Annotated in this window: 21 protein-coding genes; 9 read left to right on the forward strand and 12 right to left on the reverse strand. The window is 70.6% G+C overall.

All coding sequences use genetic code 11. The annotated features are described in order from the left end of the window. Positions 1 to 29: 29 nt before the first annotated feature. From BM430_RS35170 to BM430_RS04090, 10 genes are all read right to left on the reverse strand, one after another. Positions 30 to 2,222, reverse strand: a complete 2,193-nt coding sequence (locus tag BM430_RS35170) for a hydroxymethylglutaryl-CoA lyase (protein ID WP_093565669.1) — start codon at positions 2,220 to 2,222, stop codon at positions 30 to 32. 146 nt (positions 2,223 to 2,368) lie between these two features. Beyond that, positions 2,369 to 3,274 carry a LysR family transcriptional regulator gene (locus BM430_RS04050; protein WP_177302935.1) on the reverse strand — a complete coding sequence of 302 codons (906 nt, stop codon included), beginning with the start codon at positions 3,272 to 3,274 and terminating at the stop codon, positions 2,369 to 2,371. A gap of 34 nt (positions 3,275 to 3,308) precedes the next feature. Next, a complete protein-coding gene (locus BM430_RS04055) occupies positions 3,309 to 4,982 on the reverse strand; it encodes a CocE/NonD family hydrolase (protein WP_093565673.1) in 1,674 nt (557 codons plus the stop codon). Positions 4,983 to 5,087: 105 nt separating this feature from the next. After that, positions 5,088 to 6,110 (reverse strand): CobW family GTP-binding protein, encoded by a 1,023-nt coding sequence (locus BM430_RS04060; protein ID WP_093565675.1) that lies wholly within the window; start codon positions 6,108 to 6,110, stop codon positions 5,088 to 5,090. Positions 6,111 to 6,155: 45 nt separating this feature from the next. Continuing rightward, the gene (locus tag BM430_RS04065) at positions 6,156 to 6,482 is read right to left on the reverse strand and encodes a hypothetical protein (protein WP_093565677.1); all 327 of its coding nucleotides are present in this window, start codon (positions 6,480 to 6,482) and stop codon (positions 6,156 to 6,158) included. 7 nt (positions 6,483 to 6,489) lie between these two features. Beyond that, positions 6,490 to 7,371 carry a polysaccharide deacetylase family protein gene (locus BM430_RS04070; protein WP_093565679.1) on the reverse strand — a complete coding sequence of 294 codons (882 nt, stop codon included), beginning with the start codon at positions 7,369 to 7,371 and terminating at the stop codon, positions 6,490 to 6,492. Positions 7,372 to 7,786: 415 nt separating this feature from the next. Next, positions 7,787 to 9,118 (reverse strand): aspartate aminotransferase family protein, encoded by a 1,332-nt coding sequence (locus BM430_RS04075; protein WP_244539306.1) that lies wholly within the window; start codon positions 9,116 to 9,118, stop codon positions 7,787 to 7,789. Then, positions 9,115 to 10,173 carry a phosphotransferase gene (locus BM430_RS04080; protein ID WP_177302936.1) on the reverse strand — a complete coding sequence of 353 codons (1,059 nt, stop codon included), beginning with the start codon at positions 10,171 to 10,173 and terminating at the stop codon, positions 9,115 to 9,117. Before BM430_RS04080 ends, BM430_RS04075 begins: the two co-directional genes overlap by 4 nt. 459 nt (positions 10,174 to 10,632) lie before the next feature. Continuing rightward, positions 10,633 to 11,535, reverse strand: a complete 903-nt coding sequence (locus BM430_RS04085) for a PfkB family carbohydrate kinase (protein ID WP_093565683.1) — start codon at positions 11,533 to 11,535, stop codon at positions 10,633 to 10,635. 134 nt (positions 11,536 to 11,669) lie between these two features. Continuing rightward, entirely contained in the window at positions 11,670 to 12,659 is a 990-nt protein-coding gene (locus tag BM430_RS04090) for a sugar phosphate isomerase/epimerase family protein (RefSeq protein WP_244539307.1), read from the reverse strand. A 257-nt stretch (positions 12,660 to 12,916) separates the two neighbouring features. Here BM430_RS04090 and BM430_RS04095 point away from each other — a divergent pair, with 257 nt between their 5' ends. The 6 genes from BM430_RS04095 (at position 12,917) to BM430_RS04120 (ending at position 19,419) form a co-directional block, all read left to right on the forward strand. Then, positions 12,917 to 13,915, forward strand: coding sequence for a substrate-binding domain-containing protein (locus tag BM430_RS04095; protein WP_093565686.1), 999 nt, complete (start codon positions 12,917 to 12,919; stop codon positions 13,913 to 13,915). Positions 13,916 to 14,276: 361 nt separating this feature from the next. After that, positions 14,277 to 15,758, forward strand: coding sequence for a sugar ABC transporter ATP-binding protein (locus tag BM430_RS04100; RefSeq protein WP_093565687.1), 1,482 nt, complete (start codon positions 14,277 to 14,279; stop codon positions 15,756 to 15,758). Continuing rightward, positions 15,751 to 16,764: an ABC transporter permease gene (locus BM430_RS04105; protein ID WP_093565688.1), complete on the forward strand. Its 1,014-nt coding sequence runs from the start codon at positions 15,751 to 15,753 to the stop codon at positions 16,762 to 16,764. The genes BM430_RS04100 and BM430_RS04105 overlap by 8 nt, the downstream gene beginning before the upstream one ends. Beyond that, complete coding sequence (locus BM430_RS04110; protein WP_093565690.1) at positions 16,764 to 17,810, forward strand: ABC transporter permease; 1,047 nt, start codon at positions 16,764 to 16,766, stop codon at positions 17,808 to 17,810. The genes BM430_RS04105 and BM430_RS04110 overlap by 1 nt, the downstream gene beginning before the upstream one ends. Next, entirely contained in the window at positions 17,804 to 18,244 is a 441-nt protein-coding gene (locus BM430_RS04115) for an RbsD/FucU family protein (protein WP_093565692.1), read from the forward strand. The genes BM430_RS04110 and BM430_RS04115 overlap by 7 nt, the downstream gene beginning before the upstream one ends. Positions 18,245 to 18,555: 311 nt before the next feature. Further along, entirely contained in the window at positions 18,556 to 19,419 is an 864-nt protein-coding gene (locus BM430_RS04120) for a MurR/RpiR family transcriptional regulator (RefSeq protein ID WP_093565694.1), read from the forward strand. Positions 19,420 to 19,435: 16 nt separating this feature from the next. On the opposite strand, the gene BM430_RS04125 is transcribed toward BM430_RS04120, so the two are convergent. Then, the gene (locus tag BM430_RS04125; RefSeq protein ID WP_093565696.1) at positions 19,436 to 20,668 is read right to left on the reverse strand and encodes an ABC transporter substrate-binding protein; all 1,233 of its coding nucleotides are present in this window, start codon (positions 20,666 to 20,668) and stop codon (positions 19,436 to 19,438) included. Positions 20,669 to 21,335: 667 nt separating this feature from the next. Continuing rightward, positions 21,336 to 21,794 (reverse strand): MarR family winged helix-turn-helix transcriptional regulator, encoded by a 459-nt coding sequence (locus BM430_RS04130; protein WP_177302937.1) that lies wholly within the window; start codon positions 21,792 to 21,794, stop codon positions 21,336 to 21,338. A gap of 225 nt (positions 21,795 to 22,019) precedes the next feature. Here BM430_RS04130 and BM430_RS04135 point away from each other — a divergent pair, with 225 nt between their 5' ends. From BM430_RS04135 to BM430_RS04145, 3 genes are all read left to right on the forward strand, one after another. After that, positions 22,020 to 22,973, forward strand: a complete 954-nt coding sequence (locus BM430_RS04135) for an MBL fold metallo-hydrolase (RefSeq protein ID WP_093565985.1) — start codon at positions 22,020 to 22,022, stop codon at positions 22,971 to 22,973. 73 nt (positions 22,974 to 23,046) lie between these two features. Then, positions 23,047 to 24,708 (forward strand): FAD-dependent oxidoreductase, encoded by a 1,662-nt coding sequence (locus tag BM430_RS04140; RefSeq protein WP_093565698.1) that lies wholly within the window; start codon positions 23,047 to 23,049, stop codon positions 24,706 to 24,708. Beyond that, positions 24,708 to 24,941 carry a DUF2783 domain-containing protein gene (locus BM430_RS04145; protein WP_093565699.1) on the forward strand — a complete coding sequence of 78 codons (234 nt, stop codon included), beginning with the start codon at positions 24,708 to 24,710 and terminating at the stop codon, positions 24,939 to 24,941. Before BM430_RS04140 ends, BM430_RS04145 begins: the two co-directional genes overlap by 1 nt. The last annotated feature ends 249 nt before the right edge of the window (positions 24,942 to 25,190 follow it).

Raw genomic sequence — 25,190 nt, forward strand, 5'->3', positions numbered from 1 at the left:
GCGCGCCGGTGCGGGGACGGAGTCGAAGTTCAGGCGGCGCCGGCGAGGATGCCGGTCGTCGCGAGATCCGCGATCTCGGCCGCGGTGAGGCCGGCCTCGCGCAGCACCTCGCTGCCGTGCTCGCCGACCCGCGGCGGCTGGCGGCGCAGGCCGGGCCGGCCGTCGCCGAAGGAGACCGGCAGGCCCGGCAGGCCGGCGCGCGCGGCACGGGGCTCCCGCGCGCCCTCGGCGCCGGCGAGATCGACCGGCAGCAGGCCGCCCGAGGCGAGGAGGTGCGGATCGGAGAAGAGGTCGCTGGGCTTCGCGATCGGGGCGAACGGCACGCCGAGCGCCTCGAGCCGCGCCATCAGCGCCGCCTTCGGCAGGGCGGCGAAGACCTGGGCCACGCGCGGCAGGATCCGCGGGCGCGACGCGGCGAGGTCGCGCATGGTCGCGAGGGCGGGATCGTCGCGCAGGTCGGAGAGGCCGAAGGCGTCGCAGAAGGCCCGCCACTGCCCCTCGCCGACGACGCCGACGAAGACCTGCTCGTCGGGCTCCGCCGTGGCGAACACGTCGTAGACCGGCCAGGGCTTGCGCATCGCCGGATCGCCGAACGGCTCGGGATCCTCGCCCTCGATCGCCGCGCGGGCCATGTGCTGGGCCATCAGGACCATGTTGGTCTCGAACAGGCCGGACTGGACGAGGCCGCCGCGCCCCGTCGCCGCGCGCTCCCGCAGGGCGGCGAGGATCGCGATCGCCCCGAACATGCCGCCCATGATGTCGTTGACCGAGGACCCGGCCCGCAAGGGGCGGCCGGGCGGGCCGGTCATGTAGGCCAGGCCCCCCATCATCTGCACCACCTCGTCGAGGGCGGTGCGGTGCTCGTAGGGGCCGGGCAGGAAGCCCTTGCACGAGCAGTAGACGAGGCGCGGGTTGAGGGCGGCGAGCGCGGCGTGGCCGAAGCCGAGCGCCTCCATCGCGCCGGGCCTAAAATTCTCCAGCACCACGTCGGCCCCGGCGACGAGCCGTCGCGCCGCGGCCGCGCCCTCCGGCCGTTTCAGGTCGAGGCAGATCGAGCGCTTGTTGCGGTTGAAGGTCGGGAAGAAGCCGAGGGCCGCGCCGGTGAGCCGGCGGGTGTTGTCGCCCCGCGGCCCCGGCTCGACCTTGATCACGTCGGCGCCGAGATCGGCCAGGATCATGCCGCAGCTCGGCCCCATCACCATGTGGCTGAACTCGACGACCCGGATGCCGGCGAGCGGGCCGGGTGACGTCACGGCCGGGATCGCTTGCGGCTCCGGACCGGCGGCCGGGCGATACGTCGGCGGCAGGCCGGCGGCCGCCACCCGGCCCTGCAGCGGCTCGGAAGGAAGGCCGGCGCGCAGGGCCTCCCGGGCGGCGATCAGGCGGGGGAGGTCGATGCCGGTCCGCACGCCCTCGGCTTCGAGCAGATGGACGAGGTCTTCCGTCGCGACGTTGCCGACCGATCCCGGCGCGAACGGGCAGCCGCCGAGGCCGCCGAGCGCCCCGTCGAAGCCCCGCACGCCCTCCTCCAGCCCCGCCATCGCGTTGGCGAGCGCCGTACCCAGAGTATCGTGGAGGTGGAGGTTGCCGAGGCGGTCGGGTCCGATCTCGGCCCGCACCGCCCGCACCAGGCGGCGGATGTGGGAGGGCGTGGCGTAGCCGAGCGTATCGGCGAGCGCCACCACGTCGGCGCCGGCCTCGATCAGGGCGCGGGCCAGGTCGACCACGTCGCGCTCCGGGACGAGGCCCTGGAGCGAGCAGCCGAAGGCGGTCGAGATGCCGGCCTCGATCACCGGCCGGTCGCGCCCAAGGCCGCTTGCCCATTCGACCACGCGGCGGACCTCCGCGACCTGTTCGGTCTTCGCACGCCGGACATTGGCGCGGCTATGCGCCTCGCTCGCCGAGACCGGGACGATGATGGCTTGGGCACCGGCCGCCGCCGCGTTCTGCGCGCCGCGCAGGTTGGGCGCCAGCGCCACCGCGCGCAAGGAGGGATGCCGCGCCCGGACGATTCGGGTCACCTCGGCGGCGTCGGCCATCTGCGGCATCGCGGCGGGGGGCACGAAGCTCGCGACCTCCATCTCGGCGAGGCCGGCCTCCGCCATGGCGGCGATCCAGGCGAGCTTTGCCTCGGTCGGCATCACGGCTTTCGCGTTCTGCAGGCCGTCGCGCGGGCCGACCTCGCGGATCACCGTTGCGGGCGCAGCCGGAACCTCGGCCATGGCGCTCTCTCCCTGCTGTCCCGCCCTGATCTCCCGCGTGTTCCCGCGGCCGTGTCGGGCTGTCGGCGGGAGACTGCGCCCCGCGTGGAGAGCCGGGAAGCGCTGATTGGCGAAGGGAGTGTTCGCGAGCGGCGAATACCGGAGGCTCAGGCTGCCTCGTCCTCGCTGTTCACGAGAACGCCGAGCAGGCGCCGGGCCGCGGCGGGCAGTTCCGGCCCGGGCCGGCTGACGAGTCGGATCGTGCGCTGCGCCCACGGCTCGTCGAGGGGGATGCCGACGAGGCCGAGATGCGCGCCGTAGACCCGCATCACCCCGTCCGGCATCACCGTGATGCCGTGGCCGGCGGCGACCAGGCGCACCGCGGCGTCCGGGCTCGCCGTGACGAAGCGGTAGCGCAGGGCGCGCCCCAGCCGCTCGGCCGCCTCCTCGAGGAGCACTGCCAGGGCGCCCCCGGCGACGAGGCCGACCAGCGGCTCGTCGATCAGGGCGGCGAAGGACAGGCGCGCCGGCAGCCGGACGCGCCAGGCCGCCGGCGCGACGGCGAGCAGGCGGTCCTCGCGCCAGGGCCGCACCTCGATCTCCGGCGGCACGAGCTTGGCGGTGGTGATGAAGCCGAGATCCGCCCGGCCCTCGCCGACGTCGCGCAGGGCCGTGGCGCTGGTGACCTCGGCGAGCTCGACCGCGATGCCGGGATAGCGCGCCCGGAACGCCGCCAGACGCTCGGGCAGCGGGTGGCCGACGATGACCGAGGCGGTGGCGTCGAGGCGCACCCGCCCGGTCTCGCCGGCCGCCATCGCCCGCAGGTCGTCGCCGAGCCGCTGCTCCATCGCGAGGAGCGCGCGGGCATGGGCCGCCAGCACCTCGCCGGCGGCGGTCGGGCGCACGCCCCGGGCCGAGCGCGCGAGGAGCTGCACGCCGTGGGCGGCTTCGAGATCCTGGATCCGCCGCGCCGCCGCCGAGACCGCGATGCCGCACCGGGCCGCCGCGCCGGTCAGGCTGCCGAGCTCGAGGGCGGCCAGGAAGATGCGCAGGGTGGTCCAGTCCGGCGCCATGGTGCCTCGACCGTCGGGCCTCTCTCCGGCGCGCCTATCGCAGCGCCTGCCACCCGGTGCCGATGACCGGCAGGTCGAGGGTCGCCGCGTGCTCGGCATCCATGGCGATCGACCATTGGCTCGCCGTCGGGTTCTTGCCCGGGCCTTGCGGGAAGGGCAGCCCGGCCGGCGGCTCCGCGCCGCCCGCGATCACCAGGCGCATGCGATGCCCGGCCCCGAACACGTAGGCGACGGGGAAGAGGTCGAGGTCGTACCGCCGCAGCTCCCCGGGCGTGACCGTCACCGGTGCGGCCTGAAGGTCCTTCGCGTGCCGGGCGTTGAGGTAGCCCTGCATCACCTGCCGCGAGGTGCCGTCGGGCGCGACGTCGTTGAGGCTGACGACGAGGTCGGCATCCGCCGCGGTCGTGCTCGCCCAGAGCGAGACGCGGGGATAGCCGGTCACCTCGGTCGCCGCCGCGAGCGGGGCGGTCGTCCAGGTCGCGACCTTCGCCTCGACCGCGCGCTGGTCGAGCACCGACCGGCCCTTGGTGGCGCTGAGGAGCACCGGCAGGAACGGGCCGGCCTCGGGCGAGTAGGCTACCGTCACCGCCTCGCCGGCAGCCTTCTGCGTCGTGAGCGCGCCGTCATTCGCGCTTCCCGCCGAGCCGCTGCGTTCACTTGTGAGGAACAGGCGGGTCGGGTGCGCGTCGGGCAGCGGCCAGTCGGCCTCGGTGCGCCAGCGGTTCGCGCCCTTGACGTAGACCATGACGCGCGCGTCGGTGTCGGCGCCGTTCGCCTCGTCCTTGAGCCAGCGGTCGAGCCACTGGACCTGCAATTCCTGGATCAGCCCGATATGCCAGCCATGGGCGTAGGGGCCGAAGAACAGGCGCTTCTTCGCCTCCGCGCCGAGCTGGGTGTAGAGGCGCAAGTTGGCTGGCGAGATGTAGTCGTCCTGGCCGCCGGCGACGAAGACCGCGACGCCGCGCTTGCCGATCTCGGCCGCCGCCTCGGCGAGCGTCGTGCGCGCCTTCCACCACTCGTCGAAATCGGGATGCGCGATGGCGGTGGCGTACTCGGCCTCAGCCCCCGGCGACAGCTTGCGCGCCTCGCGTCCGGGCCCGGGCCGCATGCCGCCGGGATACCACAGCTCGCCGTAGCAATCGCCGCAGGCGACCTCGGGCACGATGGCCTTGAGGTGCGGCGGCGCCTCCTTGGCGGCGAGCCACTGGCTGATGCCGAGCAGCGAGGGGCCGACCATGCCGACGCGGCCGTTGCACCAGGGTTGCGCCGCCATCCACTCGATCGCGTCGTAGCCGTCCTCGCCGAAATGGGCGTAGAGATCCGCCTTGCCCTCGGATTTCCCCGAGCCGCGCAGCGACAGGTGGAGCACCGCGTAGCCGCGGCTGGCGATGTCGAAGAGCGGCCCGTCGAAGGAGGCGCCCGAATTGCTCGTCCGCCCGTAGCCGTCGGTCATCAGCACGCAGGGCGTCGGCTTCTCGCCCGACGCGAGCGTTGGGCGGAAGAGGCGTCCCTCAAGCCGCACGCCGTCCCGCGCGGCGACGATCACCCCGTCCTCCACCGTGATCGGGTATCGCTTCATCGGGTTTGCGGCCGTCGGCGCCTCCGGCAGCCACTGGCGATGTTCCGTGCCGGCCCCGATCGGAAACACGTCCGCGCCGACCGAGGTCGCCGCGAGGCACAGGGCGATGGCCCCGATCACCCGCTTCATCACCGCATCCTCCCACGCCCGTCGGCAGCCCGTTCGTCGGTGGCCGCCGTTTCAGGCGATCTGAGCATCCCGGGCGCGCTTTGGCGAGGGATGGATGCTGAGAGTCTACCGGCCTTGCTCGACACCCTCCGACGCACCCGCCGGCATCAGGCCGAAGGCGCGCAGCGAGCGCTCGATCAGGCCCGCATCGAGGCCGCGGATGATGAAGACGAGGCGCGAGCGGCGGTCGGCCGGATCGGGCCAGGCGGACAGGTGCGTCGGCACGTGGACGAGCTGCTGCACGCCGTGGATCGCGACCGGCGTGTCGGCGCCGGCGACGTTCAGCAGGCCCTTGACCCGCAGGATGGCGCTGCCGTGGCTGTGCAGAAGCATGGTCAGCCACAGGCCGAACCGCGTCCAGTCGATCGACGCCTCGAAGACGAGGGCGAAGGTCGACACGTCGGCGGCGTGGTTTCCGGCTCCGGCCGGTGCCGGGACGCAGCGAAAGCTCTCGGCAACGGTCGTCAGGGCCTGGCGCCCACTCAGGAGCGCTGCGGCATCGAGCGTCGCACCCGCGGCGCGCAGGAGCGGGGCGTCGGGGTTGAGCGCCCGGAGCGCCGCGATCGTTGCCGCCACCTGCGCCGGGGTGGCGAGGTCGGTCTTGGTGAGCACGAGGCGGTCGGCGACCGCGGCCTGCGCGACGCTCTCGGGTTGGCGCGCGAGCTGGTCGGGGCCGTTGACGGCGTCGACCGTGGTCACCACCGCGCCCATGCGGAAATGGTGCCGCAGCACCGGGTCGGCCGTGATGGTGGCGATCACCGGCAGGGGATCGGCGAGGCCGGTCGATTCGACGACGACACGGCGGAAGGGCGGCACCTCGCCCCGCGCCCTGCGGGATTGCAGGGTCCTGATGGCGGCGGCCAGTTCGCCGCGGATCGTGCAGCAGACGCAGCCGGAGGAGAGCAGCACCATCTCCTCGTCGATGCGGTCGAGCAGGTGATGGTCGAGGCCGACCTCGCCGAACTCGTTGATCAGGACCGCGGTGTCGCCGAGCGCCGGGTCCGCGAGCAGGCGCGACAGCAGCGTGCTCTTGCCGGACCCGAGGAAGCCCGTGAGCAGGATCACGGGGGTAAAACCGGGATCAGCCATCGCCGCGCCGCCTCGTGGGTGCGGTGGACGTCGAGCCTCCGGCGCTCACGCCTCGGGCCCCAGCCGCGCCAGCAGCACCGGGTCGAGGGGATCGAGCGGGCGGCCAAGGAGCCTCTCGGCCGCGGCCCAGAGATGGCCGAGGTCGCCCACGAGCTCGACCTTGCCGGTGCGGGTCGCGAGCCGGAAGGCGGTGCCCTGCCAGTCCGAGAGCTTGAGCCCGAACAGGGCCAGGATGCGGTTGGCTTCCGCGACGCGGCGGGCGCGCTCGCGGCGGCGCTCGAGGGGGCTGGTGTTGCGGGTGAAGGCACCGGGCCGCGGATGCGCGTCGGCCCAGTGCTCCGCGCCGCCGAGGACGCCGCAGAGCGCGCACATCGCCCGCTTACGGCTTGCGCGGGGAGCGGCGGGCGAAGTCGTCGGCCATCTCGTTCATCGTGACGAATCGTACGCCGGGATGCGACGACATGTACTGATACAAGCGCTCCAGCATCATCAGCACGTGCGGCCGCCCCGACACGTCCGGGTGGATCGTCATCGGAAACACGGCGTAGTCGTATTCACGGTAGACCCAGTCGAACTGGTCGCGCCACATCTGCTCGATGTCGCGCGGATTGACGAAGCCGTGGCTGTTCGGCGACTTCTTGATGAACATCATCGGCGGAAGGTCGTCGAGGTACCAGGAGGCCGGGATCTCGATCAGGTCGGTCTCGTGGCCGCGCTGGAGCGGCACCATCCAGTCCGAGGGTTTCTTCGAATAGTCGATCTTGGTCCAGCTGTCGCCGACTCGCACGTAGTAGGGCTGGTGGTCGTGGTGCATCAGCGAGTGGTCGTACTTGATGCCGCGCTCGAGCAGCAGCTCGTTCGTCACGGTCGAGAACTCCCACCACGGCGCGACGTAGCCGGTCGGACGCTTGCCCGAGAGCTTCGTGACGAGGTCGATGCACTTGTCGAGGACCTCGATCTCCTGCTCGCGCGTCATCTCGATCGGGTTCTCGTGCGAGTAGCCGTGGATGCCGATCTCGTGACCGGCCTCGGCGACCGCCTTCATCTCGTTGGGGAAGGTCTCGATCGAGTGGCCGGGAATGAACCAGGTCGTCTTGATGCCGAGGCGGTCGAACATCCGGAGGAGCCGGGGCGAGCCGACCTCGCCGGCGAACAGGCCGCGGGAGATATCGTCGGGCGAATCCTCGCCGCCGTAGGAGCCGAGCCAGCCGGCGACCGCGTCGACGTCGACGCCGAAGCCGCAGAGGATGTCTTTCGCCATCGGGAGGGGCCTTTCCTAAGCTCAGCAGGTCTCGCAGCAGTGGCGGCTGAGTCTGCGACAGGATTCTCCGGCAGAACAAGATCCCGGCCGGGACGACCGGGAGGCGCTTGTTCGCGCGGCTGGAGCGTCCCACCCCCTCACTCGTCCTGAGAGCCTGACTTAGCGCGGACCGATATGGAACCCTCCACGTCATCCCGGGGCTCGACGAAGTCGAGAACCCGGGATCCATAACCGCTGACGATACCGCACGAGGCGGTGCGCGTTCCGAGCACTCATGAAGCGTCAGCGGTTATGGATCCCGGGTTCCGCTTTCGCGGCCCCGGGATGACACAGAGGGCTTCACGTCGGTCTGACCCACGTAAATCAGGCTCTCGCGTCACCGTGGGAGCCGCCCTACCCGGCCTCGTCCCGACGCCTACCCCGCCGCAACGCCCTCCAGCGCGTCCATGAAGGTGTCGACGTTCGCGCGGGAGAACACGACCGGCGGCCGGATCTTGAGGATGTTGGCGTGGGGGCCCGACGCGCTGATCAGTACCCGGCGCCGGCGCAACGCGTTGACGAGGTGGCCGGCGAGCGCCGCGTCCGGCTCCTTGCTCGCCCGGTCGCGCACGATCTCCACCCCGATGAAGAGGCCCCTGCCCCGCACGTCGCCGACCGCCTCGTGGCGCTCGGCGAAGCCGCGCAGGCGCTCCAGGAAGTAGCCGCCGGTGTCGCGGGCGTTCTGGACGAGGTTCTCGCGGGCGATGACGTCGAGCACCGCCATCCCGGCGGCGCAGGAGACCGGGTTGCCCCCGTAGGTGTTGAAGTAGCGGACCTTGGCGCCGAAATCGGCGACCACGTCGGGCTGCAGCACGAGGCCGGCCACCGGCTGGCCGTTGCCCATCGGCTTGCCGAGGGACACCATGTCGGGAAGGATGGCGTGGCGCTGAAAGCCCCACATCGCGTCGCCCGTCCGGCCGAAGCCCGGCTGGACCTCGTCGGCGACGAACAGGGCGCCGGCCTCCCGCACGACCGCGACCGCCTCGGCGAGGAAGCCCGGGGGGTCGGCCAGGACCCCGTCGCTGGAGAAGATCGTGTCGCAGATCATCATGGCGGGGCGGATGCCGCTCGCCCGCATGTCGGCGAGCGCCGCCCGGACGTCCTGCGCGAAATCGCGCCCGAGATCGTCGGTGTTGCGGCGGTAGAGGTCGGGGGCCGGCACCGTGCGGACATGCGCGCCCAGCGGCACGCTCGCCCCGAGGGAGGGCGAGAACTGGCTCACCGCATCCGTCACGCCGTGATAGGCGAGCGAGGTCACGATGACGCCGGTGCCGCCGGTGCGGTGCTTGGCGATCCGGTAGGCGAGGTCGTTGGCCTCCGAGCCGGTGCAGGTGAGCATCACCTGGCTCAAGGGCGCAGGGAAGGTCGCGCTCAGCCGCTCGGCATAGGCGAGGATCGCGTCGTGCAGGTAGCGGGTGTGGGTGTTGAGGACCGCCCATTGCCGGCTCACCGCCTCGACCACCGCGGGGTGGCAATGCCCGAGCGAGGCGACGTTGTTGTAGACGTCGAGATAGTGGTTGCCGTCGCCGTCGTAGAGATGCACCCCCTCCCCGCGCACGAGGTGCACTGGCTCCTCGTAGAACAGCCGGTAGGCCGGCCCGAGCAGAGCCGCCCGCCGCTCGATCATCGCCCGGTCCTCCTCCGGGATCCGGGAGGAGGCCCCCGGCACGTAGGCATTGACCATGCCGGCGCTCGTCAGCGTGCTCATGCGGTCCTCTCCAGGCTGCAGGCGTTGCGCAGCCGCGCCTCTCCCTCGGCCCGGCCGATCCCGGCCAGGGTGGCGAGCGCCGCGGCCGCCCGGGGATGGTTGCGCAGCACGTAGGCGCGGTTCTCGGGGTAGAGGCTCGCGCGCCACTCGGCGATGATCAGCGTCATGGCCTGGCGCAGCATCACGAGGTCGAACAGGACCGCCACCTCCTCGTCCCGCAGCGGGTTGACCGCGTGGTAGGCGGCGACGAAGGTCGCGAGCCGGCCGAGGGGATCGGGCCCCTCCACCTGGTAGGCCCCCGCCACCGCCACGTCGTTGACGAGCGGCGTCTCGACCATGTCGCCGAAATCGAGCACCCCCGTCACCCGCGCCGGATCCGCGGAATCGACGAGCACGTTGTGCGGGTTGAAGTCGTTGTGGACGACCTGGCGCCGGAAGCCCGCCATCCGGGGGCCGATCTCGCGCTCGAAGCGGTCGAGGCCCTCGTCCGCCAGGCGGCGCAGGCCCGGATCCGCGACGTGGCGCAGGGAGGGGCGCAGGCGCGGGATGTGCTGGAGGTCCCAGATCAGCTCGTGCCGCGCTCCGGGATGATCGAAGCCGGCGAGCGCCGCGTCCAGCAGGCCGAGGCAGCGTCCGAGGTTGCGGGTCTGCGCGGGCGAGGCGGGCGCCGCATGGAGCGGGGTGCCGGGCAAGTAGGTCAGCATGCGCACGACGTGACGGGTGCCCGCCGCCACCTGCGCCACGAAATGCGGTTCGCCGGCGCGGGAGGGCTGCACCTCCGGAACCGGCAGGCCGGGTGCCCGCTCCCGGATGTGCTGCAGGGCGCGGGCCTGGAAATCGCTGATCGCGACGTCCTCGGCCGCGTTGCCGATCTTCAGCACGAAGGCCCGGCCGTCCTCGGCGACGACGTGGAAATTCCTGTCCCGCTCGCTCGTCAGCGCCCGGACGGTGGCGACGAGGCCATAGGCGTCCTGGACCAGCGCCGCCGCCTCCGCCTCGCCGATGACCGGCGCGCTGGTCGTGTGCACGGAGTTCGGGGCGGCCGCCGCCGTCATGCGCGGATCCTCGTCAACGGGGTGTGAGGACGGCGTTATATCAGCGCGCTGACGCATCGGCACGGCGATTCATCGAGCAGTGTCCGACGAAATGGAGACCGATTCGTCGGATAATGCGGCAGAATCAACGGGCTAGGGCATCATTCGCGGGCGGCGCGACCGGATGGTGCCCCGGTGATCGACGCCGACGCCGTTCGCGCGTGCCACACACCGCTCGACGGCCCGGATCAGGTCCTCGTCCGGGGGGTTCAGGGAGCCTGTTTGCTTGGAGCCCACAGAGTTGACACCCTGCATGTCATTCCGGGGCCGCGCAGCGGAGCCCGGAATCCAGACACTCAGGCGGTGCAGAACGAAGCGGAACGCGCTCCACTTGATCCGGAACGACCTGCGGTTCTGGATTCCGGGCTCCGCTGCGCGGCCCCGGAATGACGTGGAGCGTGTTGCTTCTGTTGAGGCCAATCAGACGAGCCCTGATGTCTGTCGATCGCGCGGCGTCGAGACCAGGCGCGCCGCGGCCGCGTTGGCGGCGGCGAGGGCGTCCGGTGCGGCCTCGCCCCGGGCGAGCCGGGCCGCGAAGGTGCCGACGAACCTGTCGCCCGCGCCGTGCGTGCTGACGACCGCGACCGGGATCCCGGGCAGGGCGGCGGCGCCGGCGCGGCCCGCCATGGCGACGCCGCCGCCGCCGGCCGTGACGATCGCGGTGGGACAGCGCGCCGCCAGCGCCTCGGCCGCGCGCACGGCGTCCGGCAGGGCCCTCACGGCCCCGGCGCCCAGCATCTCGGCCTCGACCGCGTTGACGATCAGGATGTCGACGTGATCGGCGAGGTCGGTGGTGAATGGCCGGGCGGGCGCCGCATTGAGGATCGTCGTGACGCCGAGGCGCCGGGCGCGGGCCGCCAGGGCGGCGTTGACGGCTTCCGGGATCTCGTTCTGCAGGATCAGCACGCGGGCCTGCGCCAGCACGGCATCCGTCAGCTGGCCGGGCGTGATCGCGAGGTTCGTGCCCGAGACGATGACGGCGCCGTAATCGCCCTCGTCGTCGAAGATCGCGACGCTCATCCCCGAGCCCGCACCCGGCAGGATCGCCACGCCGGCGCGGTCGACCCCGGCGCGGTCGAGCCCCGCCAGCAGAGTGCGACCGAATTCGTCGTCGCCGACCGCGCCGACCATCGCGGTCGGGGCCCCCTGCCCGCTCGCCGCCACGGCCTGGTTGCCGCCCTTGCCGCCGAAGGCCGGGGCCCAGGCCCGCCCGGTCACCGTCTCGCCCTTGCGCGGGCGGTCCGGCGCGTCGACCGTGATGTCGTAGTGCAGGCTGCCGACCACGATCACGGCGGGAGGCGCCGTCCTGCTCTCCGGGCTCACGCCCGCCCCCGCGCGATCCGGTCGACCGGCACGGCGAGCAGGATGGGGCCGGACGGCGTAGGGGACTGCATGGGTTCCTCCTGGATCGATCGACGCGGCCGGTCCGCCGCCGGCTCGGGCGCTTCGCGGTGTCGTCAGAGCCCGAACATGGCCCGGCGGACGAGGTTCTGGCTCGCGACGGCGTCCTGGCGGGCGATGGCCCCGGCGAGGTCCGGGTCGGCGTCGAGCGTGTCGACGACCTTCAGCATCGCCGTCACGGTGGCGATGTTGGCCTCGCACTCGGCGACCGGATCGAGGCCGGAGAGGTCGGGGAAGGTGTCGAAGTAGATCGGCCCATGGAAGCCGTCGCGGCGGACTTGGCGCAGCAGCTCGATCGTCTGGATCGGGTGGACGGCGCCGACCATCAGCCCGTCGTCGCGCTTGGCGTAGCCGTCGTTCAGGTGCACGCCGAGGATGCGGCTGTGGCGCGCGATCAGCGCCGCCGCGAAGGCCGGCTGCTCGTCGGCGTAGAGCACGTGGGCGAAATCGAGCGTGACGCCGAGATTCGGCAGGCCGATCTCGCCTAGCGCCAGCAGCGTCGTGGCGCAGTCGGGCATCAGGCTGTAGGAGCGCGGCTCGTTCGGCTTGTACTCGATGCTGATCAGGCAGTCGGGATCGTGCTCGGCGACCTCGCGGATGCCCGCGATCTCGTCGGCCCAGAGCTTGGCGTAATCGGCCTGGAAGGCGTAGTCGAAGCCGTCCTGGCCGAGCCACAGCGTCATCAGCGAGCAGCCGGCCTCGCGGGCGGCGTCGATGCCGCGCTTCGTCAGGTCGATCGCCTCGCGCCGCACCGCCGGATCGGGGTTGGTGAAGGCGCCGATCTTGAAGGCCGGGTTCGAGTAGTAGCGCATCGCCAGGCCGTTCACGGTAAGGCCCAGGTCGCGGATCGCCGCTCCGGTCGCCCGCGCATCGCTGCCGAGATGGTCGGGATAGTTCAGGTCGACATCGGTGAGTCCGCGCGCGGTCGCAGCGCGGGCCGCCAAGTCCAGCGGGCCCGGCTTGCCGTGGCCGGCCGGCCAATAGGCATCGGGCTTCGAGGCGAAGGAGTTCAGCCGCGTCGCGAAGCGGACCGGGTCGGATGTCACGATCGAGTCTCCTGCGTTTGACCGGCACATCACATTTTTACGTGAAATTGTAAAGTACGTGGCTGCTCGCCAAGGATGCCCTTCGTCAGTGCTTCGCGAGAGACGCAGAGCGGAACCGTTTCGCAGGTGCGAGAGCGGGGGCCCGAAGCGGCGCGACCGAAACCGGCTTGACTCGTCCCTCGCTTCACGCATACCTGTGTTGCAGTGAATAACGCGACCGCAACACGACAGGTCGCGACCGGGTGGAGGGACGCAGCATGGATCGGCGCACCACGTTGAAGATGCTCGGTGGCCTGGCGGTGGCCGGGCCCCTCGGCGCCGGCCGGGCCTTCGCGGCCGCGCCGAAGACGATGGCGACGGTGGTCAAGGCCGCCGGCATTCCCTGGTTCAACATCCTCAACCAGGGGCTCGAGGCCGCCGGCAAGGAGTTCAACATCACCACCACGATGGTCGGCCCGGCCACGGTCGATCCGGCCCAGCAGGTCAAGCTGATCGACGACCTGATCGCCAAGAAGGTCGACGTGATCGGCCTCGTGCCGCTCGACGTGAAGGTGACGGGCCAGGCGGTGCAGCGCGCGCGCGACGCCGGCATCGTCGTGATCACCCAGGAAGGCGCCAACCAGGACGGCAAGACCTGGGACCTGGAGCTGATCAGCGCCAAGGGCTACGGCGAGATGCAGATGAAGGCGCTCGCCCGCGAGATGGGCGAGGAGGGCGAGTACGTCATCTATGTCGGCACGCTGACGACCCCCGGCCACAACGCCTGGGCGGATGCGGCGGTGGCCTACCAGAAGGCCCACTTCCCCAAGATGAAGCAGGCGGCCGACCGCTTCCCGGGCGCGGATCTCATCGACGAATCCTCGCGCGTGACCCAGCAGGTGCTGCAGGCCTACCCGAACGTGCGCGGCATCATGTCGATGGGCTCGAACGGCCCGATCGGCGCCGGCAACGTGATCCGCCAGCGCCGCCTGGAGAAGAAGATCGCCCTCGTCGGCACGACGATCCCGGCGCAGGCCCAGCCGCTGATCATGGCCGGCGCGATCCGCGAGGGCTTCCTGTGGAGCCCGAAGGATGCCGGCTACGGCATGGTGGCGGTCGCCCGCATGGCCCTCGACGGCACGCCGATCAAGACCGGCACCGAGATCCCGACGCTGGGCCGGGCCACGGTGGACGAAGCGCAGCGGGTGATCGAGGTCGATCGGGTGCTGACGATCAACAAGACGACGGTGGGCGATCTGGTGAAGCAGGGGTTGTGAGGCCGCCTGCCGGCACGGGAGGCTGTCCGGGGAAAGGACCCCCCTCCCCCCTCTGCGGGCCAGTGTGTTCACACATCTCGGTTTGAGTTCATTCCCCGTCAAATATCGCGCGCCTCTCCTCCCCCTTGTGGGGAGGAGTTGGAGGTGCCGGAGGAGCCTCGCGCTCTACGCGGCACCACCCCCACCCCTAGCCCCTCCCCACAAGGGGGAGGGGAAGCGCCCACGTTTACAAAGGGTTGGTTCTCGGAGGGCGAAGTGTGAATCCGCTATCCTCTGCGGGGGAGGGTTCACCCGCGCCTCGTCTTTCGCCCGGCATTCCAGTGATGCCGGCCGGCGCTCTTCCCTCGACACGGACCAAGCGATGATGTTCCTTGAACTGCGGGGCGTGTCGAAGCGGTTCGGCGGGGTGAAGGCCCTGTCCGACCTCGACTTCGACCTCGCGCGCGGCGAGATCCACTGTCTCGTCGGCGGCAACGGCTCCGGCAAGTCGACGATGATCAAGATCATCTCGGGCGTGCAGAGCCCCGATCCGGGCGGCCGCATCGTGGTCGAGGGGCGCGAGCATGCCAAGCTCACCCCGGTCGAGAGCAGCGCCCTCGGCGTCCAGGTGATCTACCAGGACCTGTCGCTGTTCCCGAACCTCACGGTGGCGGAGAACATCGCCATCGCGCAGCACCGCAACCTCGCCGGGCTGGTGAACAAGAAGGCGCTGCGGGCGACGGCGGAGGCGGCGATGAAACGCATCGACGTCGCCCTCGACCTCGACGAGCGGGTCGCCCACCTGTCGATCGCCCAGCGGCAGCTCGTGGCGATCTGCCGGGCCATCGCCGCCGATGCCCGCCTCGTCATCATGGACGAGCCGACCGCCTCGCTCACCCGCCACGAGGTCGACGCGCTCCTGGCGCTGACCCTCGAACTGAAGCGGCGCGACATCAGCGTTCTCTTCGTCAGCCACCGCTTCGACGAGGTCCTGGAGATCGCCGAGCGGGTCACGGTGATCCGCGACGGCGTGAAGCTCGGCACCTACGACGCCAAGGACATGACCGAGCAGCGCCTCGCGGTGCTGATGTCGGGGAAATCCTTCACCTACGAGACCGCCGAGCGCGCCGTGCCGCGCGAGCGCCCGGTCCTGAGCGTCGAGGGGCTGACCAAGGCGGGCGAGTACCGGGACGTCGGCTTCTCGCTCTATCCCGGCGAGATCCTGGGCCTCACCGGCCTGCTGGGGGCCGGCCGCACCGAACTGGCGCTCTCGCTCTTCGGCATGAACAGGCCGGATTCCGGCACGATCCGGATCGACGGCGAGCCGGTGACCTTCCGGTCGAACCGCGACGCCATCGCCCGCGGCATCGCCTACGTGCCGGAGGACCGGCTGTCGCTGTCCCTGGTCCTCGACCAGTCGATCGGATCGAACATCACGCTGCCGGTGCTCGACACGCTGAAGGACCGGATCGGCCTCTTGCGGCGCCGTCAGGAGGCCGGGCTCATCCGCGACTGGATCCGGGGCCTCTCGATCAAGATCGGCACGCCCGACGATCCGGTCCGCACCCTGTCGGGCGGCAACCAGCAGCGGGTGGTGATCGCCAAGTGGCTCGCCACCAAACCCCGCGTGCTGATCCTCGACAGCCCGACGGTCGGCGTCGACCTGCACGGCAAGGACGGCATCTACCAGCTGGTGAAGGATCTCGCGGCGCAAGGGCTCGCGGTGATCATGATCTCCGACGAGATCCCGGAAGTCCTCTACCATTGCGACCGCATCCTGGTGATGCGCGACGGCCAGTTGCACGGGGAAGTGATGGCCCACCATGTCACCGAACCCGAATTGAGGAGCATGGTCCATGCGTGAGCGATCGCGCTCGCCGGGTCGGCCGTTTCTGGCCCGCGCACCGCAGGAACTCCGGCTCGGGCTCGTCATCCTGGCGATGATCGTCGTCCTGACGCTGCTGCGGCCGAACTTCCTGAGTCTCCAGAACATCCTGGAGATGTTGAACGCCACCGCCTATAACGGCATCCTGGTGGCGGGCCTGCTGGTCGTGCTGATCGCCGGCGGCATCGACATCTCGTTCGCGGCGGTCGCCTCGGTGGCGCAGTACACCGCGCTCACCGTCGCCAACGCGACGGGGGCGGGCCTGGGCGAGGTCGTCGCCATCGCGGGCGGGATTGGACTCGCCCTCGGGCTGGTCAACGGGCTGCTCGTCAGCACGCTCGGCATCGCCAGCATCATCGTGACCATCGCGACCCAGAGCGTGATCTACGGCGTGCTCCTCACCGTGACCCGCGGCCAGGACATCTTCGCCCTGCCGGACTGGTTCTCGTCGGGGCTCGACCTCCTCGTGGTGAACGACGCCGAGGGCAACGCCTACGTGCTGAGCCTGCAGATCGTCGGGCTGGTCCTCGCCTTCGGGACAACCTGGTTCCTGCTCAACCGGACCCATTTCGGCCGCCAGGTCTTCGCGCTCGGCGGCAACGCCGAGGCGGCCCGCCGCGTCGGCTTCGGGACGATGCGGCTCAACCTGCTCGTCTACGGCTATATGGGCTTGGTCGCCGGCCTCGCCTCTCTGGTGCAGGCCCAGTACACCCAGTCGGTGTCGCCCACCGCCCTCGTCGGGCGCGAGCTCGAGGTGGTGGCGGCGGCCGTGCTCGGCGGCGCGAGCCTGGAGGGCGGCAGCGGCTCGGTCTTCGGCGCGATCCTCGGGCTCGCCCTCGTCGTCATCATGAAGAACGGCCTCGCGCTCCTCGGCGTGTCGTCCTACTGGTCGGACTTCTTCACCGGCCTCGTCATCGTCGCGGCCGTGGCCGCCATGGCGTCCCGCGCCCGCCGGCGCTGGCGCGATGCGCCGGGGCTCGCCTGATGCCGAATCTCCTGAATGCGATCGGCCGCACCAACCTGCGGCTCCTCGCCCTCCTCGCCGTCCTGTGCCTCGCGGCCGCCCCCCTCGTCGGCGACCGGCTCTTCGCCCCGGCGGGCCTGCGCTCGATGGCGTTCCAGTTGCCGGAGCTGGGGCTGCTCTCGCTGGCCATGATGGTCGCGCTGCTCTCGGGCGGCCTCGACCTGTCGATCATCGCGACCGCGAACCTCTCGGCGCTTGCGATGGCGGCGATCCTGAAGGCGATCCCCGACGGCACGTCGGGCGCGCTCCTCCTCGCCTGGGAGGCGGCTGCGCTGATCGGCGGGCTCGCGACCGCCGCCGTCATCGGCGCCCTCAACGGAACGCTGATCGGCTACCTGCGCGTCTCGCCGATCCTGGCGACCCTCGGTACCATGACCCTCGTCAAGGGCCTGGCGATCGGGCTCACCCGGGGCGGCGTCGTGTCCGAGTTCCCGCCCGAGATCCTGTTCCTCGGCGGCGGCACGGTCGGCGGCGTGCCGATGCCGCTGCTGCTGTTCGGGCTGATCGCCCTCGGTCTGGGCCTCCTCCTCACCCGCACGCCGTTCGGCGTCGTGGTGGCGCTGATGGGCTCGAACCAGCAGGCGGTGCGATTCTCCGGCATCGACACCCGGGCGGCTCTTTTGCGGATCTACGTCGTCACCGCCCTCGTCGCGGCCACCGCCGGCTTCGTCATGCTGGCCCGCTTCAACTCGGCCAACGCCTCCTACGGCGAGAGCTACCTCCTCGTCACGATCCTCGCCTGCGTCCTCGGCGGCATCAGCCCGACCGGCGGCTTCGGCCGGGTCGGCGGCCTCGTCCTGGCGCTGGTCGTCCTGCAGCTGATCTCGACTGCCTGCGTGCTCCTCGACCTCAGTCAGTTCCTGACGCTCGCGATCTGGGGCGGGATCCTGCTCGCGGTCAGCCTGATCGCGGCGGTCCGCGACCAGCTGCGCCCGGTCCTCGCGACCTTGCGGGGGCCGCTCATCCGCCCCACGGCGCCCCGCGGCCGGGAGGAGCCCTCATGCTGAAGGGACTCGACCGCGCCCTGTCGGCGGAGCTGCTCGGCGTCCTGATGGCGATGGGGCACGGCGACGATCTCCTGCTCTGCGACGTCAACCACCCCGCCGCCAGCATCGCCCGCCACACCGTCCACGGCCGGGTGATCGACATGGCCGGCTGCGATCTGCCTCGCGCCGCTGAGGCCATCCTCTCGGTGATGCCGCTCGACACCTTCGTGACGGCGCCGGTGTGGCGGATGCAGGTGGTGGGCGACCCCGACCGGCTGATGCCGGCGCATGCGCGGATGCAGGAGGTGGTCGACCGCGCCGAGGGCCGGCCGGTCCCGGTCGAGGCCCTGGAGCGCTTCGCCTTCTACGAGGCGGGCAAGCGCGCCTTCGCGGTCGTGCGCACCGCCGATCCCGGACCCTACGGCTGCTTCGTCCTGCGCAAGGGCGTGGTGTGAAGACGTGTTCGATCACCCCACGGACATGACACCCTCCGGGTCATTCCGGGGCCGCGGCAGCGGAGCCCGGAATCCAGAACCGCAGGTCTTTCAGAACAAGACGGACCGCATTCCGCTCGATTCTCATCCACCTGAGCGTCTGGATTCCGGGCTCCGCTGCGCGGCCCCGGAATGACCCGGAGGGCGTGGAGATCGGTGGAGGCAAAGCGACGAGGCTCTGAATCATCTCGGCTGGAACCGTGCAGAGGCCGATGTCTGGTACGAGCTTTGCCGGACGTGTGAGTGGCGCAGCCCGCGAGGAGACGGACGCGATGAGCGACGGGATGGATCCGAGGTCGGTCGGGCCGCGGATCCGTATGATGCGGCCGAACCTGACGCCGCTCGAGGCCAAGGTCGTCGACAGTGTGTTCGAGCGGCGCGACTTCAGCGCCGAGACCGCCCTGAAGGACGTGGCCGAGGCCGCCGGCGTCTCCGAGGCGATGGTGGTCAAGATCGCCAAGAAGCTCGGCTTCTCGGGCTACCGCGATTTCCGCCAGAACGTCGCCGACTACGTCCGTCTCTCGGTCGCCGAGATGGACGACGACCTGTCGCCCGACGATTCCGGCGCCGAGATCGTCGGCAAGGTCTTCCGGGCCTCGATCCAGGCGCTGGAGGAGACGCTGGCCATCGCCGACGTCGCCGCCTTCGAGCGCGCCGCCGACTTCATCGCGCAAGGCCGCCAGCGCGATTTCTACGGCATCGGCGGCTCGGCCCAGATCGCCCGCGACGTCGCCCACAAGTTCCTGCGGATCGGCATCCGCGCCTCGGTCTACGACGACGCCCACATGATGGCGATGTCGGCCTCGCTCCTCGGCACGCGGGACGTCGCGGTCGGCTTCTCGCATAGCGGCGCGACCCTGGTCACGCTGGAGGCGCTGCAGATCGCCCGGCGGCGCGGCGCCCGCACCATTGCGATCACCAACTACCCGCACTCGGCCCTGGCCGAGGTGGCGGACGTGGTGCTGTGCTCGACGGCCCGCGGCTCGCCGCTGCTCGGCGAGAACGCGGCGGCGCGCATCGCGCAGCTGAGCCTCCTCGACGCCATCTACGTGCTGGTGGCCCGGCGCGACATCAGGTCGGCGGAGGCGAACCTCGCGCTGACCCGGGACGCGGTGCGGGAGAAGCGGCGGGGGTGAGCGGGACCCCGGCCCCTCACGCCCGCACGAGCGGGCAACCGCCCTTGTCGAGGGGCCGGAAGGCCTCGTCGATCGGGGTCGTGCCGACGAGCTTGTAGTAATCGAAGGGCCCGCTGCTCTCGGAGGGCTTCTTCACCTCGAACAGGTAGGCCGGGCAGAGCTTGCGCCCGTCCTCGCGGATGCGGCCGGGGCCGAAGGCGTCGTCGTCGGTCGGCATCGCCTTCATGCGGTTGACGACGTCGACGCCCGAGGCCTTGGCGGCCGGCACGCCCATGTCGGCGACGGCCTTGAGGTAGTGCAAAACCGCCGAGTAGTTCGCGATCGAGGCCATGTTCGGGTACATGCCCCGGAGCCGCGGCAGCGCCCGGCGCGTCACCGCCCGGGTGCGGTCGTTCAGATCCCAGTAGAAGCTCTCGGTCAGGACCAGGCCCTGCGCCGCCGGAAGGCCGAGGGCGTGCACGTCCGACAGGAACATCAGCAGAGCCGCCAGCTTGAAGCCCTGCTGGGTCAGGCCGAACTCGGCGGCCTGCTTGATCGCGTTGACGGTGTCCGCCCCGGCATTGGCCAGCCCGATCACCTTGGCGCCGCTGCTCTGGGCCTGGAGCAGGAACGACGAGAAGTCGGCGGTCGACGGGAAGGGATAGCGCACGCTGCCGAGCACGCGCCCGCCATTGGCCTTCACGAAGGTGCCGGTGTCGCGCTCCAGCGCGTGGCCGAAGGCGTAGTCGGCGGTGATGAAGAACCACGAATCGCCGCCCGCCTTCACCATGGCGCCGCCGGTCGACTTCGCCAGCATGTAGGTGTCGTACATCCAGGAGATCGTGACCGGCGTGCACTGCACCCCGGTCAGGTCCGAGGTGGCCGCGCCGGTGTTGATGTAGGCCTTGTTCTTCTCCCGGGCGACCTGGTTGACCGCCAGCCCGACCGAGGAGGTCGGCACGTCGATGATCAGGTCGACGCCGTCGCGGTCGTACCATTGCCGGGCGATGCCGGCCCCGACATCGGGCTTGTTCTGGTGGTCGGCCGAGATCACCTCGACCCGGAAGCCGCGGGCGCCGAACTCGTCGACCGCCATCTGGGTGAGGGCGACGCCGTAGGGACCGCTGATGTCGCGATAGGGCCCGGACTGGTCGTTGAGGACGCCGATCCGGATCGTGTTCGCGGCTTGCGCCCGCGACGGCCGCGACAGCATCGGCATGAGGCCGAACCCGGCTCCGGCAGCCAGCACCTGACGTCGGGTCGTCCGCATCGGCGTGATCCTCTTACATCCCATCATCCTCTCGAACCATGAGGCTCGTTCGCGATACTTGTGTCAACGGCGAAACCGGCGTGTTGCCAAGATTTAATGCTGATGGCACGCGATTTTAACGCCTTTTTATGCTGCACTGCAAAGTGTCCATCGCGTGATTGTTCCCGGGCGATGGATGTCTAACCTCGTCTAACGTATCCCTTGGGATGAGGCGGCGCCGGATCGACGTCGAAAGCGACGGTTGAATACCCCGATGTTCGGCAGGCCTCGGTTGCACGAGCCCTAACGCGTCGCACCGGCGCCCCACTCGCAACGTGCGAGGGCGCAAGCGGGGCGATGCCGCCACACCCGAATCCGTTGTTCATACCATTTCGGTACCCGCCTTTCCCCTTTCCCGGACGACTGAAACGAAGTGGAAGGAGATCCGGGATCCAGCATAAGAAGTGCCGCGAAGCGGCTCAGCCTTTGCAACGTTGTAGACAGAAAGACGCTTCGCGACTTTTCGTGCTGGATCCCGGATCTCCTTCCGCTGACGCTTCAGTCGTCCGGGAAAGGGGAGAAGCGGACACCGAAGGTCCGCTTGAGAGTTCAGTCGCGATGCGTTGACGTGCAGGCGGACAGCAGACGAATGATATTACTAAATATTACGGTGACGGATAGATAAAAACTAACCCGCCCTGTTTTTGTGAGAGACAAGGTCGAGCGACCGTTCGAGGGTGAGCAGGATGTCATCGAGGGCGCTGGCCTGGGCGGGGCTGAGGCAGGACAGAAGCGTCTGCTCGCGCGCGAGCAGGAGCGGCAGGAGCTCCTCGTAGACCTCGCGCCCGCGCGGCGTGAGCTGGAGCATGATCTCGCGCCGGTCGTCGCCGCTCTCCAGGCGCTCGACGAAGCCGAGCGCGGCGAGCTGGCCGACGGCGCGGCTGATGCGGGATTTGTGCGTCCGCGTGCAGCGCACGACGTAGTTGGCGCTGCGCGGCGCGTCGTGCATGCCGAGCGTCGCCAGGACCCGCCATTCCGGGATGTCGATGCCGAAGCGCGCGTAGTCGGCCGCGAGCGCGTTGCTGAACTCGGTCGCGAGGCGGTTGAGCCGGAACGGCATGAAGCCGAGCAAGTCCAGACGGTTCATCCTCTGCCCCTCGCACCCTCCCGGCGCCGGGACGCGGCGTCGGAACAGGGCCTCATGCCGCTTGACGGTTGCGATCGCAACTGACTATGAATGGTTGCACTCGCAACAAGCACGGCTGCCGCCACTTTGCAACGCCGAAGCGCGCCGCCTGCCCGATCGGCCCGAATGGGTGATACGCTCACGCGCCGGACGGACAAGGCGGGACAGACCGGGGAGGAGGACCGCATGAGCAAGGGTTTCGCCAGCCAGGGTGACCTGGTCGAGAAGAAGGAAACCTTTTCGGAGTTGGCGCCGGGCGTCTACGCGCTGACCGCCGAGGGCGATCCGAATTCCGGCATCGTGGTCGGCGACGATTCGGTGCTGGTGATCGACGCCCGCGCCACCCCACGCATGGCCGGCGACCTCGTGGCCCGCGTCCGCGAGGTCACCGATAAGCCGATCCGCCACGTGCTGCTCACCCATTACCACGCCGTGCGGGTGCTCGGCGTCGCCGGCTATCCGGACCGGGTCAACGTCATCGCCAGCGACGTCGCCCGGGCGATGATCGTCGAGCGCGGGCAGCAGGACATGGATTCGGAGATCCAGCGCTTCCCGCGGCTCTTCCGCGGCAAGGAGGAGATCCCGGGCCTGACCTGGCCGACGCTGACCTTCCACGGCGAGATGACCCTGTGGCTCGGCTCGCGCGAGGTGCGGATCATCCATGCCGGGCGTGGCCACACCGCCGGCGACACCATCGCGTGGCTGCCGAAGGAGGAGGTGCTGTTCTCCGGCGACCTCGTCGAGTACGGCGCCACCCCCTATTGCGGCGACGCGCATTACGGCGACTGGCCCGCCACCCTCGACCGCCTGGAGGCCCTGAAGCCCAAGGCCCTGGTGCCGGGCCGCGGCGAGGCGCTGACGAGCCCGGACCGGATCCGCGAGGGGCTGGAGGGCACCCGGGCCTTCCTGCGCGACCTGTTCGCCATCGCCAAGGCCGGCGTCGCCGCCGGGCACGACCTCAAGACGGTCTATGCCCGGGCGATGAGCGAGATGCGGCCGACATACGGGCACTGGGTCATCTTCGAGCATTGCATGCCGTTCGACGTGAGCCGCGCCTACGACGAGGCGAAAGGGATCGACACCCCCCGGATCTGGACCGCCGAGCGCGACATCGAGATGTGGCGGGCGCTGGAGGGCTGAACCCCTCCCGCTAAGCAACACGAGAGCGACGCCCGGGCCAACCGGGCGCGCCGCCATCGCCCGAGGAAACGCCATGACCTCTCGCCCCCGCTTCGCATCCACACCATCGCTCGAATCTTGCGGCCGCCGGCCGGTCGTGGTGATCGGCGCCGGACCGGTCGGCCTCACCTGCGCCATCGACCTTGCGATGCGCGGCGTGCCGGTGGTGGTGCTCGATGACGACGACACCGTCGCGACCGGCAGCCGGGCGATCTGCTGGGCCAAGCGCACCCTCGAGATCTGGGACCGTCTCGGCGTCGGACAGCGCATGGTCGACAAGGGCGTGACCTGGCAGGTCGGGCGCGTCTTCCACGGCGCGCGCGAACTCTACCGCTTCGACCTGCTGCCCGAGGGCGGGCACCGTCGCCCGGCCTTCGTCAACCTGCAGCAATACACCGTCGAGGAATATTTGATCGCGCGGGCGGCGGAGTTGTCCGACCTGATCGCGCTGCGCTGGCGCCACGAGGTCACCGGCCTGACCCAGGGCCCCGACGGGGTACGCCTCGACATCGCGACGCCGGACGGCGCGACAATGCTCGAGGCGGAATGGGTGATCGCGGCGGACGGGGCGCGCTCTCCGACCCGGACCCGGATGGGCCTGCCCTTCCCGGGCCAGCGCTTCGAGGAGCGCTTCCTCATCGCCGATGTCAAGCTCGCCGACGCGTCGCGGCGGGCGGATTTCCCGACCGAGCGGCTGTTCTGGTTCGCCCCGACCTTCCATGCCGGCCAGAGCGCGCTCCTGCACCGCCAGCCCGACGATGTCTTCCGCATCGATTTCCAGCTCGGCCCCGAGGCCGATCCCGAGCTGGAGCGCCAGCCGGAGCGGGTGATGCCGCGGGTGCGGGCGGTGATGGGGGAGGACAACCCAGTCACCCTCGAATGGTGCTCGGTCTACTCGTTCCGCTGCGCGCGGCTGGAACGCTTCGTGCACGGGCGCGTGGTGTTCGTCGGCGACAGCGCCCACGTGGTGAGCCCGTTCGGGGCGCGGGGCGGCAACGGCGGCATCCAGGACGCCGACAACCTGTGCTGGAAGCTGGCGCTGGTCGTGCGCGGCGAAGCCCCCGAGAGTCTGATCGCCACCTACGACGAGGAGCGCGGGGCCGGCGCCGACGAGAACATCCTCAACTCCAGCCGCACCACCAATTTCATGACCCCGAAGACCCGGGCCGAGCGACATTTTCGCGATGGGGTGCTGGATCTCGCCGCGGAGGCGCCCTTCGCCCGCTCCCTCCTCAATGCCGGGCGCCTGTCGCGGCCGTGCAGCCTCGCCGGGATGGCGCTCCAGACCCCGGACCGGGTCCCGCTGGCCGGGGGATTGCTTCCCGGCGAGGCCTGCCTCGACGCCCCGGTCGTCGATGCGGCCGGCCGCAGCACCTGGCTGCTCGACCGCCTCGGCGGGTCGTTCGCGCTCCTGGTCCTCGCGGGAGCCGAGGTGCCCGATCTCTCCGGTCTCCCGCCCGGCCTGCGCTGCGTCGTCGTGGCCGAACGGCCGATGACCGTGCCGGGGGCCGAGGTGTTGTGCGACACGGATGGCCTCGTCGGGCGGCGCTACGGGGCCGGATCCGTGGCGGCCACCCTGATCCGGCCCGACGCGCACGTCGCCGCCCGCTTCGCGGCGCTCGACGGCGCGCAGGTGGCCGACGCGCTCGATCGTGCGCGCGGCCGGTCCGGCGCATCGGTCCAGGAGGCGGCGTGATGACGGCACGGTTGCGACAGGACGACGGCTTCGCCGGACGGGCGGACGAGGTCTACGAGACCCTGATCCGCGCGCATCACGGCTTGAGCGACGAGGACAGCGCGGCGCTCAACGCGCGCCTCGTGCTGATCCTCGCCCACGAGGTCGGCGATCCCGCTGTGCTGGCCGAGGCCATCGCGCTGGCGCGGCGCTCGCTCACCTTGGCGAGTTCTGATCATGCGGTGTCGGCCTGATCCGGCCGGCTTCAGAACAGAGTGCGCCTCCCCTCTCCCGTGTGGGAGAGGGGCCGGGGGTGAGGGTGCTACGGTTCTGAGTCTAGCTCAAAGTACCAAGCTGCCAACGCGACGCTCAGCGATCTACACGGAAGCGTGTCACCCTCACCCCTACCCCTCTCCCACACGGGAGAGGGGATCCCGCGCTCCAATTTTTTAAAGCAGATCGAGCAGAATACGTCATCACAGTCGCACTAGATCTTTCTCGGA

The sequence above is a fragment of the Methylobacterium sp. 174MFSha1.1 genome, from assembly GCF_900116815.1.
Taxonomy (GTDB): Bacteria; Pseudomonadota; Alphaproteobacteria; order Rhizobiales; family Beijerinckiaceae; genus Methylobacterium.

What these genes read in the sequence shown, in the direction of transcription:
- BM430_RS04145 (WP_093565699.1), top strand. Translation starts at nt 24,708, where the DNA reads ATGACGGCACGGTTGCGACAGGACGACGGCTTCGCCGGACGGGCGGAC.
- BM430_RS04120 (WP_093565694.1), top strand. Translation starts at nt 18,556, where the DNA reads ATGAGCGACGGGATGGATCCGAGGTCGGTCGGGCCGCGGATCCGTATG.
- BM430_RS04095 (WP_093565686.1), top strand. Translation starts at nt 12,917, where the DNA reads ATGGATCGGCGCACCACGTTGAAGATGCTCGGTGGCCTGGCGGTGGCC.
- BM430_RS04100 (WP_093565687.1), top strand. Translation starts at nt 14,277, where the DNA reads ATGATGTTCCTTGAACTGCGGGGCGTGTCGAAGCGGTTCGGCGGGGTG.
- BM430_RS35170 (WP_093565669.1), bottom strand. Translation starts at nt 2,222, where the DNA reads ATGGCCGAGGTTCCGGCTGCGCCCGCAACGGTGATCCGCGAGGTCGGC.
- BM430_RS04135 (WP_093565985.1), top strand. Translation starts at nt 22,020, where the DNA reads ATGAGCAAGGGTTTCGCCAGCCAGGGTGACCTGGTCGAGAAGAAGGAA.
- BM430_RS04060 (WP_093565675.1), bottom strand. Translation starts at nt 6,110, where the DNA reads ATGGCTGATCCCGGTTTTACCCCCGTGATCCTGCTCACGGGCTTCCTC.
- BM430_RS04070 (WP_093565679.1), bottom strand. Translation starts at nt 7,371, where the DNA reads ATGGCGAAAGACATCCTCTGCGGCTTCGGCGTCGACGTCGACGCGGTC.
- BM430_RS04055 (WP_093565673.1), bottom strand. Translation starts at nt 4,982, where the DNA reads ATGAAGCGGGTGATCGGGGCCATCGCCCTGTGCCTCGCGGCGACCTCG.
- BM430_RS04075 (WP_244539306.1), bottom strand. Translation starts at nt 9,118, where the DNA reads ATGAGCACGCTGACGAGCGCCGGCATGGTCAATGCCTACGTGCCGGGG.
- BM430_RS04130 (WP_177302937.1), bottom strand. Translation starts at nt 21,794, where the DNA reads ATGAACCGTCTGGACTTGCTCGGCTTCATGCCGTTCCGGCTCAACCGC.
- BM430_RS04050 (WP_177302935.1), bottom strand. Translation starts at nt 3,274, where the DNA reads ATGGCGCCGGACTGGACCACCCTGCGCATCTTCCTGGCCGCCCTCGAG.
- BM430_RS04105 (WP_093565688.1), top strand. Translation starts at nt 15,751, where the DNA reads ATGCGTGAGCGATCGCGCTCGCCGGGTCGGCCGTTTCTGGCCCGCGCA.
- BM430_RS04080 (WP_177302936.1), bottom strand. Translation starts at nt 10,173, where the DNA reads ATGACGGCGGCGGCCGCCCCGAACTCCGTGCACACGACCAGCGCGCCG.
- BM430_RS04110 (WP_093565690.1), top strand. Translation starts at nt 16,764, where the DNA reads ATGCCGAATCTCCTGAATGCGATCGGCCGCACCAACCTGCGGCTCCTC.
- BM430_RS04115 (WP_093565692.1), top strand. Translation starts at nt 17,804, where the DNA reads ATGCTGAAGGGACTCGACCGCGCCCTGTCGGCGGAGCTGCTCGGCGTC.
- BM430_RS04125 (WP_093565696.1), bottom strand. Translation starts at nt 20,668, where the DNA reads ATGCGGACGACCCGACGTCAGGTGCTGGCTGCCGGAGCCGGGTTCGGC.
- BM430_RS04140 (WP_093565698.1), top strand. Translation starts at nt 23,047, where the DNA reads ATGACCTCTCGCCCCCGCTTCGCATCCACACCATCGCTCGAATCTTGC.
- BM430_RS04065 (WP_093565677.1), bottom strand. Translation starts at nt 6,482, where the DNA reads ATGTGCGCGCTCTGCGGCGTCCTCGGCGGCGCGGAGCACTGGGCCGAC.